This window comes from Agrobacterium sp. ST15.16.024 (assembly GCF_027956545.1).
Classification (GTDB): Bacteria; Pseudomonadota; Alphaproteobacteria; order Rhizobiales; family Rhizobiaceae; genus Agrobacterium; species Agrobacterium cucumeris.
This window is the reverse complement of sequence record NZ_JAQKGO010000011.1, coordinates 69052-83453: the sequence shown is the minus strand read 5'-3', so window position 1 is coordinate 83453 and position 14402 is coordinate 69052. Positions and strand designations below refer to the sequence as shown.

At 58.3% G+C, this 14402-nt stretch carries 12 protein-coding genes and 1 pseudogene; 6 read left to right on the top strand and 7 right to left on the bottom strand.

From position 1 onward, the window contains the following. Window positions 1–2: 2 nt before the first annotated feature. From PL640_RS22850 to PL640_RS22830, 5 genes are read right to left on the bottom strand one after another with little or no spacing between them, the layout of a single operon-like run. The gene (locus PL640_RS22850; protein ID WP_271363642.1) at window positions 3–1559 is read right to left on the bottom strand and encodes a serine hydrolase domain-containing protein; all 1557 of its coding nucleotides are present in this window, start codon (window positions 1557–1559) and stop codon (window positions 3–5) included. After that, window positions 1556–3220 carry an ABC transporter ATP-binding protein gene (locus PL640_RS22845; protein ID WP_271363641.1) on the bottom strand — a complete coding sequence of 555 codons (1665 nt, stop codon included), beginning with the start codon at window positions 3218–3220 and terminating at the stop codon, window positions 1556–1558. Before PL640_RS22845 ends, PL640_RS22850 begins: the two co-directional genes overlap by 4 nt. A 3-nt stretch (window positions 3221–3223) precedes the next feature. After that, window positions 3224–4039: an ABC transporter permease gene (locus tag PL640_RS22840; RefSeq protein WP_271363640.1), complete on the bottom strand. Its 816-nt coding sequence runs from the start codon at window positions 4037–4039 to the stop codon at window positions 3224–3226. Then, window positions 4036–4980, bottom strand: a complete 945-nt coding sequence (locus tag PL640_RS22835) for an ABC transporter permease (protein ID WP_271363639.1) — start codon at window positions 4978–4980, stop codon at window positions 4036–4038. The genes PL640_RS22840 and PL640_RS22835 overlap by 4 nt, the downstream gene beginning before the upstream one ends. A 22-nt stretch (window positions 4981–5002) precedes the next feature. Next, window positions 5003–6550, bottom strand: a complete 1548-nt coding sequence (locus PL640_RS22830; protein ID WP_405049205.1) for an ABC transporter substrate-binding protein — start codon at window positions 6548–6550, stop codon at window positions 5003–5005. 151 nt (window positions 6551–6701) lie between these two features. Here PL640_RS22830 and PL640_RS22825 point away from each other — a divergent pair. Further along, window positions 6702–7150, top strand: a pseudogene (locus tag PL640_RS22825) (Lrp/AsnC family transcriptional regulator). A 329-nt stretch (window positions 7151–7479) separates the two neighbouring features. Further along, window positions 7480–7752, top strand: a complete 273-nt coding sequence (locus tag PL640_RS22820; RefSeq protein ID WP_271363637.1) for a hypothetical protein — start codon at window positions 7480–7482, stop codon at window positions 7750–7752. Between the two features lie 151 nt (window positions 7753–7903). Here PL640_RS22820 and PL640_RS22815 read toward each other — a convergent pair whose 3' ends face one another. Both PL640_RS22815 and PL640_RS22810 read right to left on the bottom strand, forming a co-directional pair. Next, window positions 7904–9202: a sensor histidine kinase gene (locus PL640_RS22815; protein ID WP_271363636.1), complete on the bottom strand. Its 1299-nt coding sequence runs from the start codon at window positions 9200–9202 to the stop codon at window positions 7904–7906. Continuing rightward, the gene (locus tag PL640_RS22810) at window positions 9199–9930 is read right to left on the bottom strand and encodes a response regulator (protein ID WP_271363635.1); all 732 of its coding nucleotides are present in this window, start codon (window positions 9928–9930) and stop codon (window positions 9199–9201) included. Before PL640_RS22810 ends, PL640_RS22815 begins: the two co-directional genes overlap by 4 nt. Window positions 9931–10132: 202 nt before the next feature. On the opposite strand from PL640_RS22810, the gene PL640_RS22805 reads away from it, so the two are divergent. From PL640_RS22805 to PL640_RS22790, 4 genes are all read left to right on the top strand, one after another. After that, window positions 10133–10750 (top strand): hypothetical protein, encoded by a 618-nt coding sequence (locus PL640_RS22805; protein ID WP_271363634.1) that lies wholly within the window; start codon window positions 10133–10135, stop codon window positions 10748–10750. 127 nt (window positions 10751–10877) lie between these two features. Beyond that, the gene (locus PL640_RS22800; protein WP_271363633.1) at window positions 10878–11174 is read left to right on the top strand and encodes a hypothetical protein; all 297 of its coding nucleotides are present in this window, start codon (window positions 10878–10880) and stop codon (window positions 11172–11174) included. A 22-nt stretch (window positions 11175–11196) separates the two neighbouring features. Continuing rightward, entirely contained in the window at window positions 11197–12420 is a 1224-nt protein-coding gene (locus PL640_RS22795; RefSeq protein ID WP_271363632.1) for an efflux RND transporter periplasmic adaptor subunit, read from the top strand. Between the two features lie 3 nt (window positions 12421–12423). Then, window positions 12424–14382 (top strand): MacB family efflux pump subunit, encoded by a 1959-nt coding sequence (locus tag PL640_RS22790; protein ID WP_271363631.1) that lies wholly within the window; start codon window positions 12424–12426, stop codon window positions 14380–14382. Window positions 14383–14402 lie beyond the last annotated feature (20 nt).

The window sequence follows — 14402 nt, the reverse complement described above, 5'->3', positions numbered from 1 at the left end:
CGTCAACCATGCTGTTTCTCCCTTGCATGCTGCTCCAGCAGTCGCCCCTTGATGTCAGGCAATTCAAGTTCGGATGAATTGACGTTCACCCGCCTCGAAAGCGTCACCGAGCTGTCTGCAAAGCGTAAGCGGACAGTATCGCGAAACGCCGTTTCAACAAATATCCAGTCCATTTCCAGAACCGTGTCGACACCGTCTTTTTCAAGAAGGCGGGACGAGGCCAAGACCCTCAATCCGCCGGCTGGCTGGTAGGAATGGTGCAGCCTTGCGCCGGGTATAGTGGTGACAGTTTCAATGTAAAAACCACATCCTGTTCGCACCTGATGTTCACCGTCGGCGTCGCGGAGAATGACACTCAGCTCGTTACTGCTGGAGGCAAGAGCAATGCTTGCGATAGCTTGATCGTTGGGTTCGATCATCCATGTGCCGCACGGCACTTTTTTCGAAGAAAACGCCGTTTCTGCATAATTTTCAAGCCGCAACCCAGCTAGACGCGCGTCTAGCTTCTCGGCACTCTCAGACTTACCGCCACCCTTCCCGAGTGCGGGACGCAGCACGTCGTAGATAAGCTGATGGACACGGCGATCACTGTCTTCCAAGCCGCCGGTAAACGCCACGACACCATTTTCTTCCGGCAGGACGATACAATACTGACCAAACAAGCCATTGGCGGAAAAGCTGTTATGAGGACCACGCCACCATTGATATCCGTAGCCTTCCCGCCGGCTAACCTTTTGACCATCACCGACTTCATCCGGCCCGAGATAGTGGTCTCCGGTAAACACACCGAGCACCACGTCCCGAATTTGCATGCCGGTTGCCGCCTGCACCCACGAGCGCGATAAAAGCTGTCGGCCCTGCCATTCACCACCCTGCAAGTGCAATATGCCGAGTTTCAGCATGTCCTCACTGGTGCAGCTGAGACCGTTACCACCGGTGTTGACGCCGTCAGTGCCCGTATCCCATGTCATGTTGGCAGACATGCCCATTGGCTGGAATATCCGCTCGCTGAGGTAATCGGCAATCAACCGTCCTGTGACCCGCTGCACGATGGCAGACAGCATGTAGCTTGCCGCACTGTCGTAGACGAACACGTCTCCGGGATTGTGGGGACTGGGCTGGCGCAGGAAATCCTCCACCCAGCTTGAAAGCACCCGGCGCCAGGAGCCACCGGAAATGCCGCGCCCATGACCGCTGGTCATGGTCAGTAGATGCCGTACCTTCATGGCCCGCAAATTATCGTCGACCGGTCCTGCATAATCAGGGAAAAATTGCAGCACCGCGTCATCGACCGACAGCAGACCATCCGACACCGCCAGGCCAACGGCCATGGAGGTAAAACTTTTGGTCACGGAATGCATCATATGCGGGCGAGCAAGTGAATAAGGTGCCCAGTAAGCGCTGGTGATCAGCGCGTCATCCTGCCAGATGAGAAGGCTATGCAATTCGAGATCGTGACGTTTGATCTCATCCAGCATGGCAAGGATTATCGCCGGATCTGTGCGACGCGAAGCGGGTGTTGCCCGTGGCAGATCCGTGGTTACTGCTGTTATTTTCATTGCAATGCATCCGCCTGCTGTTTTTCCGTTTCAGCGAAACGCCAGTTCAGCGAAACGCCGGTTTCGGTGCGGGTCAGGGTTGGGATGGCGGAAAGCAAGGCGCGCGTATATTTCGATTGCGGAGCGTCAAAAATGTCGTCGCGATTGCCTTGCTCAACGATTGCACCATCACGCATCACCACCACCCGGTCGGCGAGTTGCTCGACCACACCCAGGTCATGGCTGATGAACAGGCACGAAAATCCATATCGCTTCTGCAGATCAGCCAGCAGTTCCAGCACTCTGGCGCGCACGGTAACGTCAAGCGCCGACACGGCCTCATCAGCGATCACGAACCGCGGCCGCCCGACAATGGCACGGGCTATCGCCACGCGCTGACGCTGACCGCCGGAAAGCTCGTGCGGGAACCGGTCGAGATAACGCCCGTCGAGCCCGACCTCTTCCAGAATGGTGCGGGTGCGGTTCAGCTTTTCTTGCCGCGTCGACATGGTGTCGTGGCGCAGGGCCTCTGCGACGATATCACGGATTTTCATGCGCGGATCGAGTGAACCGAACGGATCCTGAAAGATCATCTGGCAATTGAGGCGGTAATTGCGCCATGCTGGCGAATCCGGCTTCACCTCTTCACCGGCAAAGAAAATACGGCCGGCAGAGGCAGGAACCAGTCCGGCAATACAACGGCCAAGCGTGGTCTTGCCGGAACCGGAGGCGCCGACCAGCGCCACGATTTCACCCGGCCGCACGACAAGGTCGACACCCTGCAGAGCCTTCTTGGTCTTCCGCGGCGCCATAAAACCTGCGCGGGCGCTGTATGTAACCTCTATGCCGCGCACTTCCATGACCGGTTTCGATTGCGGATCGATGTCTCTGAGCGGCCCACGCATCGGCATGGATTGCAGCAATTCGCGTGTGTAATCATGACGCGGGCTGGAAATGATATCCTTAACCGGCCCCTGCTCGACAATCTCGCCCTGCCGCATGACAATGACGCGGTCGCAATAACGCGCCACCATGGGTAGATCGTGGCTGATCATCAACAGTGCGGTGTTTTCACTGCGCACCATCTCCAGCATCAGCTCCAGCACCTCGCGCTGTACCAGCGCATCAAGCGCAGTGGTCGGCTCGTCGGCTATCAGTAGTGATGGTCGCAACAGCATGGCAGATGCCAGCATCATGCGTTGGCGCATGCCGCCGGAAAAATGGTGCGGGAATGCCAGCAAGGCACCTTCGGGATCATGAATTCCAACCCGCCGCAAAATATCGAGAATGTTGGCGCGCCGCGCCGCAGCGTCCAGCCGTGTGTGCAGTTTCAGTGGTTCTTCGAGCTGCTTGCCGATGGTCATCGACGGATTGAGCGAGGTCATCGGTTCCTGAAACACCATGCCCAGCCGAGAACCACGCAATGCGCGTATTTCCTTGCCTTTCATCGATGGTACAGAGCGACCTTCGAAACGGATATCACCGCCGCAAATGGCAATCGCCGGGGGCTGGAGACCCATGAGACTGCGTGCCACCATGGTTTTCCCCGAACCACTCTCGCCAACAATACCGACGATTTCACCCGCTTCAACGCTGAACGAAACATCTCGGACGATAAGGTGATCATCAATTCCATTCACGGAAATGCTAAGATTTTCGACCTGAATAAGAGGCTGGTTCATTGCTTACAATCCTCGCATGCGGGGGTCGAAACGGTCGCGGATCGCATCACCGAAAAGATTTATGCCAAGCAGTGACAGGGAGATGCAGAGACCAGGGAAGATGCCGAGCCATACGGCTTCCGCGATATGGGGACGGCCACTGGCCAGCATGTTGCCCCAAGTCGGCGCTGGTGGCGGCACACCAAGACCAAGAAAGCTGAGCGCACTTTCAGTTAGCAGCACCGACCCGAACATCGAGGTTGCCAGCACGATCACCGGACCAAGGCAGTTCGGCACGATATGGCGGAACATGGTATAGGCGGCCGAATTGCCCATGATCCGCGACGCCTCGATGAACTCCCGCTCACGCAGCGAAAGCACCGAACCACGCACGACACGCACCATCGATGGCGTATAGGCAATGCCGAGCGCCAGAATAATACCGTACATATTGGCGCCGGTGATGGACAACAGCGCGAGCGCCAGCAGCATGCTGGGAAACGCCAGCAATGCATCGTTGAATGCCATGATGACACGGTCCGTCCAGCCACGGGCGTACCCTGCCAGGACGCCAAACGATACGCCCGCCAACACCGCAATACCGACAGTCACAAGGCTGATGGAAACACTGGTTCCCGCAGCTGTCATCAATCGCGACAGCACGTCGCGACCGAATTCATCGGTTCCAAACCAGTGGGTAGCGCCCGGTGCCTGCAACTTGGAGCGCAGATCGATGCGCATCGGGTCGAAAGGTGTCCAGATGCGTCCGGCAAGCGCTGCCCCGAAAAAACAGGCGAGAAGGGCGCCGCCGAGGATACGGTTTCGTTGATGGCGTTTCATTCTGCAGTCACTCTTGGATCGAACAGGGGATAGAGCAGGTCAACCAGCAGATTGACGAGCAGGTAGGTGACGGCCACGAACAGCAGGCAGCCCTGCACGACAGCGTAATCACGAGCATAGATGGAATCGACGATCAGTCGGCCGAGGCCTGGAATGGTGAATACGGTTTCCACCACGGCAACACCGCCGAGAAGGTTGCCGAGGATAAGACCAATCAGCGTCCAGGTCGGGCCGAAGGCGTTACGTGCCGCATGGCGCAGAAGCACAGCCGCCTCGCCCAAACCCTTGGCGCGGGCATGGGTAATGTAATCCAGCCGCAGCACATCAAGCGTCGAGGCACGCGCCATACGAACGATAATGCCCACTTCGTGCAGCACCAGCGTTGCCACCGGCATGATCAGGTAGATCAATCCGGCAACCGGATCGTCAGTAATCGAGACATAACCCAGCACCGGCAACCAGCCGAGTTTGAGGCCGAAGCCGAGCAGGATCATCAATCCCAACCAGAAGGTCGGGATTGAAAGCAGTAAAGTCGACATGGCGACAATAGCGAGATCAAGTCCGCCATTCTGTTTCCATGCCGCTGCCATGCCGAGCGGCACGGCGATCAGAACGGAAAGACCAACTGCAATCAGCACCATCCACGCACTGGTCGAAAACCGCTGCAGCACAAGGTCAAGCACCGGCTGGCCATTCAGCACGGAGTGACCGAGATCACCTTGCAGGACATTGCCAAGCCAGATGACAAATTGCAGCGGCACGGGTTTATCCAGTCCCATCGACTGGCGGGCGGCGGCCAGCACATCTGCATCAGCGAGATCGCCGAGCATCAGACTGGCCGGGTCGCCGGGTATCAGGCGGATGAGGCTAAACACCGCCACCGAAACGATGAACAGGGTGGGGATTGCCGACAATAGTCGGCTCAGAGCAAATTTCAGCATGGTCAGTATCCGCCAGTCATTCTCACTGGGTTTTCTCAACGCCCCAGAAGCGGGCAAAGCCCTGCCAGGTGCGATATCCCTTTACCTTCGGGCCGGACACGCCGACATCGAGGCCATTGGCCAGCATCACCAACGGTGCCTGCTCCAGAAAACGGGCATGCAGATCATCAAAGATTGCCTGACGTTTCGCCTGTTCGGTTTCCTGCAGCGCCTGATTGACGAGCTTGCTGACATCAGCTTCATCCCAGACAGCATTGGCCTTTTCGGCTTTCGATCCGACAACCGTCTGATAGGCGAGCGCCGGATCGGTACGGTTGGAATAATTGAATGCCATGATCTGGTATTTGCCGCTGTTGAAGCGGTCGAGCTGGCTTGCCCACTCAAGGACTTCGATTTCCGCGTTGATACCGGCGGATTGCAACATGGCCTGCGCGATGATTGCAGTATCGTAGTTGATGGCCGAGCGACGGTTAGTGAGAATATTGATCTTCTCGCCCTTGTAACCAGCCTTGGCCAACAGTGCCTTCGCGGCATCAGGGTCATAGGTGTAACCCTTGTCATGCGCTGCCGTATGATAAAGCGAGCCGGATGCAACGAGCGAATTGTTGGGAACACCCAGTCCGTAAGTTACGGAATCGACGACCTGCGGTGTATCCAGCGCGGCGATGACCGCCTGGCGCATTTCGACCTTCGACATCAACGGATCAGCGGTCTGGAATAGCATGGTCACAAGGCCACCGTGAGGAGCCGCAACAATGTTGAAGTCCTTTTCGTCCTTCAGCTTTGCGGCTTCGCCTGGCGGCAGGTAGGGCAGCACATCCAGCGCGCCACTTTTAAGACCAGCGACTGCCGTTGCAGTGTCGGGCACCACAACGTATTTCACCTCGTCAACAAGGACTTCCTTGCGACCGCCGTAACCGTCGGGCTGCTCGCCTGAAATGGAATAGTCTGTGAACTTCTTCAGTGTCAGTCCCTGTCCGCGCCTCCATTCGCCGAACTCAAACGGGCCTGTGGCGATTGGCGCTTTCCACTTACCGTCATCTCCGAATGAAGCACGGTGCACGATACCGGTGGAGCCGCACTGCGCCTGCGCCATATAGTTCAGGAACATCGCATCGGGACGATCGAGCGTCACGACAACTGTGTTGTCCTTTGCCTCGATTGTTTCCACCTTGGCGTCACGACTGCCATCAAAGAAGGTCTTGCAGCTGAATTCCGGATCACGAATGAGTTTTTCGAGACTCCACTGCACATCGGCAGCGGTCATCGTCTCGCCATTGTGGAATTTCACGCCGTCACGCAGGGTAAATGTATATGTCCTGCCATCGTCGGATACCGTCCATTCCTTGGCCAGCATCGGACGAATTTCGCCCTTTTCACCTGCAGCAACCAGTCCTTCAACCACGTTGAGCATGACGGAATCCGTGCCGGCATCGCGATTTATGCCCGGTTGGGAGCTTCTGATATCAGCGGTAATCTGCACGTTCAGCGTATTGGCTACGGACAATCCGGGAAGAGCCAGGGCCGCAAATGCACATAATGCACGCAAGGCCGGTTTCGACAGTGACATAAGTTCGCCCTCTTGTTTTATGTTTATGCAAAAAACATTTCATATGTAAAAATCATAGTCAAGTATGTTTCCATGTGCATTATTAAAACATGTTCGAGCCACCCACATTACGCCTGCCGCAACTGTCTGCGGCGGCCTCATGGAGAAAAACTTGAAACTGGATGCAATAGACCTGCGCATTATCGAGGCCATGAAGCGCAATGGACGCCTGACCAAACAGGCGCTGGCGGAGGCCGTTGGCCTGTCGGCCACCCCTGCCTGGGCGCGGTTGAAAAGGCTTGAGACACAGGGGGTGATTACCGGCTATCACGCCCGCATATCGAGGGCAGAACAGCCATTGCCTGTTCGGGTGCTGATGGAAATAATACTGGCCAGCCATCGCCATGCGGATTTCAAACGCTTCGAGAGCGCTGTCACTGACATAGCGGAAATTGTGTCCTGCTGGTCGGTGGCGGTGGCGTCGATTATTTCCTGACCGTGGAAACCACTGACATCGACAGTTATCAGCGTCTCGTCGACCGGATGCTCGCCATGGAAATCGGCATCCAGCGCTACTTCACCTATATCGTAACGCGGGCCATTAAAGATCGGCTGGACTGACATCGGGCCGCGAAAAGACCGGGCGGACTAAGCGAGAGCACTTTTAAGACAGATTATACCGCCCGGTTTTGCAATACTGTTGAATGACACCGAGGGTAGAAATCACGAGCGCGGCCCGAAGGAACCGCAGAGACAGAATGCAGTTCCATCTTTGCTCAACCATCTGACGCGACAAGAAGCCGACGAAATCGTTCATGTCAGCGCCCTTGGACAAATGCGACGACCTTTTTCTTTCAAATCAGGATCCCGGACACAAATCGGCCGTCTGGCTTTCCGGACCAAACATGGCCGCCGCAGAAATTGCTTCTTCCATCGGGTAGGGTGCAGTCGTGCTGGATATCGAACACGGCAGCTTTGATCTCAATGCACTCGAGCAGTTCATTCCGGGTCTAAAGGGATTGGAAGGTGTGCCGGCGGCGGAGATCTCTCACAAGGCGGGAGTTAGTCAGGCGACCCTATTGCAAATATGCGGCCATGTTGCCGCCGGCCATTGCAAGACTATCGCTCGTTCCTTGCACCGTTACAAAGTCACCATAACACCGAGCGGCCAGATTCATGAGTTATTGACGACCCAATGCCACGCTCATGGATGTCTCAAATGAGGGCCGCAGACACATCGGCAGTCGATATGACCAGGACAGTGGCGATGACGGATTCGAGCTCACATTTCCGCCGGCCAGCATAGTGAACCGCGCACGAAAGAAATGGATATACGTGGAGGAACCGCCGGGATGTAATGAAAAAATCTAGCAGCTATCCCTTATTTGATGGAGTTTGAGTCGGCGATTCTCCCTCAAATCTGATAAGTTTCACAGTCTGGATCAAACCCGCTGGAAGGCCGTTGACAAGTTCGATACTGCCGCCGAAGCGTTCAATGATCTCCCTGGCAATAGCGAGACCAAGCCCCACGCCGGGGATCGATTTGCGACGCGCGAGATCCACCCTGAAGAAGGGTTCGAAGACCCGCCCAATCAGTTCCTGCGGAATGCCGGGGCCTTCATCCCTGATTGTCACGACGATTTCGCGATCATCTCCGCTCAGATCGATATGCGCCTTTTTGCCGTGGGTGACGGCATTTAGGATGAGGTTGCTCAAGGCTCTCTTGAGCGCGAGCGGTGCGGCCTGGATGGTCATGGCGGCTTCCGGCGCGATGAAGTGGAGAGCGCTGGCGTGACCGAGATCGGAAACATTGCTGACGATTTCACTGAGAAGCGCGCCGAGGTCTATCGTCTTGACGCTGTCCTGGCTGACCTCTTCCCGCACCAGCAGGATGGCGCTGTCGGCAATGGCGTCCAGTTCTTGGAGATCCGCCAACCATCTGGCCCGTTCTTCGTCATTCTCGATGAATTCCGCCCTGAGGCGCATGCGGGTCATCGGGGTTCTAAGGTCGTGGCCGGCGGCTGCGACGAGGCGCATGCGGCTTTCCATCGCCGCCTTCAGGCGGGTGGTGAGTTCGTTCAGTGCGCGCGCCGTTGCGCGGATTTCGCCCGGCCCAGTTTCCGGCAAGTGCGGCAGCGAACCATCGGGGCCAATGCTGGCGGCGGCATTTTCAAGCATGTCGAGGGGGCGGGTGATCTTGGTTGCGGCAAAGATTGAAACCGCAGCGCTGCCGAGGATGATCAGCCCGATCCACATGCCGAAAATCTTCCAGCCGCCCGGAGGCGGACCCATATGCGGAATCTCAGCAACCAGCCATCCGTCTTTTTCCAGAGCGATAGCCGCCACGGGGGCGGGACTTCCCGAGGAGCGAATTACCATTGCGGTGCGCGGTTCTCCGACGCGTGCCAGCGCCTTTTCCAGAAATTCTGAAAGCATCCCGTCCAGATCGCCTTCCGGCGGTTTCTGTTCGATACGGAAATAACCGGGTTGCTGCACGGAGGGATCGCGTTCCGCCATGATCACCGCAAAAGCGAGGCTGCGTGCCAGGGGCTCGATGGTCGCGTCCGGCGGCGGCGGTTGCAATGTGCGATCGGCCACGACAGTCGCAAGCGCGATGACAGCGACAATGGAGGAGATCAGCAGGGCCGCGATGCGGTTGCGGAGCGAATTCATCGCTGCACCGACAGGGTTTTTACCTGAACCGTCATCTGGTAGCCGCCATTGCGCACCGTCTTGAAGATTGGTGTCCGCGTATCGGCGTCGAGCTTCTTGCGCAACCGGCTCATCAGCACGTCGATGGAGCGGTCAAACGGTCCCCGGTCCTTGCCCTGCGTCAGATCAAGAAGCTGGTCGCGGGAAAGAAGTCGGCCGGGCCTGTCGAGAAAGACTTTCAGAAGATCGAACTCCGCTCCTGTCAGTTCGATCTGCTTGCCGCCGGCGTGAATGACCGAGCGTTGTTCAGGATCGGCGGTGAAATCCGCAAAACCATAGGCGGCTGCGGAGGGAGCCGGTGCTTCCTGCGGTGTTGCGCGGCGCAGCACAGCCTTGATACGCGCTGTCAATTCACGCGGGTTGAAGGGTTTGCCGAGATAATCATCGGCACCGATTTCCAGCCCGACGATCCGGTCCACATCTTCCTTGAGTGCGGTGAGCAGAATGACCGGTGTGCGTGGCCGCCGGCCCTGCAGATCGCGGCAGATATCGAGGCCGGAACCGTCAGGCAGCATCACATCGAGCACGATGAGATCGGGATCGGAGCTTGAGATACGCTCCTCGAACTCGCGCCTGTCGGCCGCCATCGAGACCCGAAACCCCTGCGAGCTGAGATATTTCGCAAGCAATGTACGTATTTCCGGATCGTCATCAACGATCAATATATGTGTCACTGAAACCGTCGTCATATCGCCCAACCTTTTGATGCCACTATACATAAGCGGCGAAAAGAAACGGCGGATTTTTGCAACGAAAGCTTTCCGGGGCAACTCTGGCAACATTCGGTTACAAATCGGCCCATTGCGGAAGAGGACCGGAAACATTCGGACCAAGGCCGGAAACGAAACGCTCCTATCGTCCTTTCATGTTGGAAAACGGAAGGAAGGTAAGATGAGACACTCGCTACTGGCTACCGCCGTCATCGCGACAGCAGTTCTAAGCGGTTCCACCATCTCGCAGGCCGCCGAGCAGAATGGTCCGGCACCGCTTGCAACGGAGCAGGCCGCGTCGCCCGCCGGTCCAGATCTCGGCCCGGATCGTGGTCCCGATCAGGGACCCCCGCCACATATCCACAATATGCCGGGTCCGGATATCCTCGGGCTGGCAATGAGACTTTCGGCCGCCGAAATCTATCTCGGTGTGACACCGGAACAGCTCGGCTCCTGGCGGGCCTACACCACGGCGCTGATTGATCTCGTTTCGCCCGGCCCGGATCGCAAACCTTCGCCGCCGAAGGGACCGGGTGCCGCGCGGCCGGAGCCGCGTCTTGCCGGCGAGGAACTGGCCGGCATCATGGCAAAAAAGGCTGAGCAGGCGAAAGCCTTGCAGGATGCGGTTGCCACTTTGAAGCCGAAACTTTCGCCGCAGCAGGTGCTGAGGCTTGCCGAACTCGAACGCGCCCTGATGCCACCGCCTCCCGGCCCGCGCCACGGACCTATGCCGGACGACTGCTTCGATCCCCCGCATGGCGACATGCGTCCGCCTGTTCTCGAGGTGGACCGGGGCTGAGTTGAATTTTTGAAGTTTCCTCCTTTGATCTGCCCCCCAGTAGAGGAGGAAATCGGTCGGCAACGACCGGAGCCGGGGGATCGCTCGCCTGCGATCCCCCGCGCAGTTTTAAATCAGGAAGATGATGATGAGATATTTTTACGTGGTTCTGGCGACGGTCTTCGGCCTCAATTTCGCCTGGTCGGTCGCTGCCGCCAGGGACAGGGTGATTGAAACCCCGGCGGCGAAATCGCGGCAGGAAGAAAAACAGCGGCAGCCCGTCTGCAAGACGGATGAGCGCGCAAAGCCCGGCTCCGAGCGTCGTCGCAATGCGTGCCGGAAGAAGGCCGCCGGAAATTCCGCCGCCGCTTATGAATGGATCGAAGCAGACAAGGGTTTCGTCCTCGTGAAACGTGACATGACACCGGTTTCCTACTTCAAATAAACCGGCCGGACAGGACAAAAAGATGAAAACGGCACGCAAGGCAGGCGCATTGCTGGCGATTGCGGCTCTCGCTGCGGGAGGCTTCTGGCTATCCTCGCAATATTCCCGGGCCGCCACGCCCGCTTACATCACATCGCAGGTGACGCGCGGCGATATCGAACAGACGGTTCTGGCAACCGGAACGCTGAAGCCTGTCCGCCTTGTGGCCGTCGGCGCGCAGGCCTCCGGCCGCATCACCTCCGTCAAGGTTACGCTGGGAGACACGGTGATGGCTGGCGATCTCGTCGCCGAGATCGATTCCGTCACCCAAACCAACAGCCTGCGCACCGCGCAGGCGGCGCTTGCCAATGTGAAGGCGCAGCGGGTGGAGAAACAGGCGACGCTTGTTCTCAACCGCCAGAGCCTTGCCCGCCAGCAGGAAATGGTTTCCAAGAACGCCGCCTCCCGTGCCGATTTCGAAAGCGCCACCGCGGCGCTCGCCGTCACCGAGGCGCAGATCAAGGCCATCGATGCGCAGATCGAGGAAGCGCAGGTTGCTGTCGAAACAGCCGAGGCCAATCTTGGCTATACGAAGATCACCGCTCCCATCGAAGGCACGGTTCTGTCGATCGTCAGCCAGGAGGGGCAGACCGTCAATGCCACGCAATCGGCACCGACCATCGTCATTCTCGGCCAACTGGACCGCATGACGGTGCGCACGGAAATTTCCGAAGCGGATGTGACGCGGGTAAAACCGGGCTTGACGGTCTATTTCACGGTGCTAGGCGAGCCGCAGCAACGCTACGATGCGACGCTCGCTTCCATAGAACCTGCGCCGGAATCGGTGCGCAGCGATTCCAGTTTCAGTTCCTCGACTTCTACATCGTCCAGTTCATCTTCTTCCAGCACGTCGTCGTCGGAAGCGATCTATTATAATGGCGTGTTCGAGGTGCCGAACCCGAACGGCAAGCTGCGTACCTATATGACGGCGGAGGTTCATATCGTTCTTGGTGAAGCGAAGGACGTGCTGACCATTCCGGCTTCGGCCCTCGGCGGCATGGATGGCAAAGGCGGCTACGCCGTGCGCGTTGTTGATGCCAGTGGAAAGATTTCCGACCGCAAGGTCGAAATCGGGCTGAACAACAAGGTCACGGCGGAAGTGCGCTCCGGTCTTGCCGAGAACGAACGCGTGGTGACCGGCGAGCGCTCGGCTGAAACCGCCACGAACGCCATGCCGGGGCCGGGTGGCCCGCCGATGGGGTTTTAAATCATGACCGAACCCCTGATTTCGCTTAAATCCGTGCGGCGGGATTATCCCTCCGGCGAAGGCACGATCAGCGTGCTGAAGGATATCGACCTTGCCATCGAGGCTGGCGAGATGGTGGCGATCGTCGGCGCGTCCGGATCGGGCAAATCGACGCTGATGAATATTCTCGGCTGCCTCGACCGGCCGACCTCAGGACGCTACAGCATCAGGGGCCGGGAAACGGGTGATCTCGATGCGGACGCGCTTTCGGCACTGCGGCGCGAAAATCTCGGCTTCATCTTCCAGCGTTACCATCTGCTGGCTGAACTGACGGCGCTTGGTAACGTCGAAATTCCGGCGATCTATGCCGGAAAGTCGCAAGGCGAACGCAGAGGTAGTGCCGCAAGACTGCTCGGCCGTCTCGGCATGGCCGAACGCCTCGCTCATCGTCCCGGCCAGCTTTCGGGCGGCCAGCAGCAGCGTGTCTCCATCGCCCGCGCCCTGATGAACGACGCCGAGATCATTCTCGCCGATGAGCCGACCGGCGCGCTCGACAGCGCCAGCGGTGACGAGGTGCTGCGCATTCTCGATGAGCTGCATGCCGAAGGCCGCACCGTCATCATCGTCACCCATGACATGTCGATTGCCAGGCGTGCGGGACGGGTCATCGAAATCAGTGACGGGACGATCATCTCCGACCGTAAGTCGGAGAAGGCCGCCGCGCCGCGGGAGGAAACCCGGGCCGCCGCCGTTTCCGGCGGGATGTCTGGTATCGCCGGTCTTTTTTCTTCGCTGCGCGAAGCCCTGCACATGGCGCTGCTGTCGATGCGGGCGCACAAGCTGCGCACCTTCCTGACCATGCTCGGCATTATCATCGGCATCGCCTCGGTCATTAGCGTCGTGGCGCTGGGGCAGGGGTCGCAACAGCGCGTACTGGAAAATATATCCAGCCTTGGCACCAACACGCTGGAAATTTTCGCCGGCAAGGATTTCGGCGACATAAGGTCGGGCAAGATCACCACGCTTGTTGTTTCCGACGCCGAGGTGCTGGCCAAGCAGTCCTATGTGGCGGCGGTGACACCCACCGTCTCGACCTCCAGCACCGTGCGTTTCGGCGCCAAGGAGGCGAATGCGCTGGTCAACGGTGTCAGTGAGCGATATTTCATCGCCAAGGGTACCAAGCTGTCCCAAGGGCGCTTTTTCGATGCCGCGAGCGTCGCGCAAAGGGCCCAGGACGTGGTGATCGATGAGAATACCCGCAAATCGCTGTTTGCGGACTTCGATGGCAGCCCGGTCGGTCAGGTCATTCTCATAGGCAAGGTGCCGGCGCGTATTGTCGGCGTCACGCAGGCGCAGCAGGGCGGTTTTGGTTCAAGCCAGAATCTATCGCTTTACCTGCCCTATACCGCCGTCCAGGCCCGTTTCCTTGGCAGCCTGTCGCTGCGCAGCATCACGGTGCAGGTGGCGGATGATACCGACGCCGCGATTGCCGAGCAGGCGGTGACAACGCTTCTGACCCAACGCCACGGCACGCGGGATTTTTATATCCTCAATACCGACGATATCCGCCAGACCATCACCAGCACCACGCAGACCATGACGCTTCTGGTCGCAGCCATTGCAGTGATATCGCTTCTTGTCGGTGGTATCGGGGTGATGAACATCATGCTCGTTTCCGTTTCTGAACGGTTGTCGGAAATCGGCGTGCGCATGGCGGTGGGCGCACGGCGCACCGATATTCTGCGGCAGTTCCTGATTGAGGCGGTGCTTGTCTGCATCATCGGCGGCACGCTCGGGGTCTTGAGCAGCCTTGCCTTCGGTGCGGTTTTTTCCGCCTTCAGCAGCAGTTTCGCCATGGTCTATTCCACAACGTCGATCATCGCCGCTTTTGTCTGTTCGACGCTGATCGGTGTTGCCTTCGGCTATCTGCCGGCGCGCAATGCTTCCAAGCTCGATCCCGTCGCGGCGCTCTCGGGTGTATGAAGAATAAAATCATGGGGATC

Bases quoted from the DNA above. Each gene is read 5' to 3' on its own strand.
- PL640_RS22850 (WP_271363642.1), bottom strand. From the start codon at position 1,559: ATGAAAATAACAGCAGTAACCACGGATCTGCCACGGGCAACACCCGCT.
- PL640_RS22845 (WP_271363641.1), bottom strand. From the start codon at position 3,220: ATGAACCAGCCTCTTATTCAGGTCGAAAATCTTAGCATTTCCGTGAAT.
- PL640_RS22840 (WP_271363640.1), bottom strand. From the start codon at position 4,039: ATGAAACGCCATCAACGAAACCGTATCCTCGGCGGCGCCCTTCTCGCC.
- PL640_RS22835 (WP_271363639.1), bottom strand. From the start codon at position 4,980: ATGCTGAAATTTGCTCTGAGCCGACTATTGTCGGCAATCCCCACCCTG.
- PL640_RS22830 (WP_405049205.1), bottom strand. From the start codon at position 6,550: ATGTCACTGTCGAAACCGGCCTTGCGTGCATTATGTGCATTTGCGGCC.
- PL640_RS22815 (WP_271363636.1), bottom strand. From the start codon at position 9,202: ATGAATTCGCTCCGCAACCGCATCGCGGCCCTGCTGATCTCCTCCATT.
- PL640_RS22810 (WP_271363635.1), bottom strand. From the start codon at position 9,930: ATGACGACGGTTTCAGTGACACATATATTGATCGTTGATGACGATCCG.
- PL640_RS22805 (WP_271363634.1), top strand. From the start codon at position 10,133: ATGAGACACTCGCTACTGGCTACCGCCGTCATCGCGACAGCAGTTCTA.
- PL640_RS22800 (WP_271363633.1), top strand. From the start codon at position 10,878: ATGAGATATTTTTACGTGGTTCTGGCGACGGTCTTCGGCCTCAATTTC.
- PL640_RS22795 (WP_271363632.1), top strand. From the start codon at position 11,197: ATGAAAACGGCACGCAAGGCAGGCGCATTGCTGGCGATTGCGGCTCTC.
- PL640_RS22790 (WP_271363631.1), top strand. From the start codon at position 12,424: ATGACCGAACCCCTGATTTCGCTTAAATCCGTGCGGCGGGATTATCCC.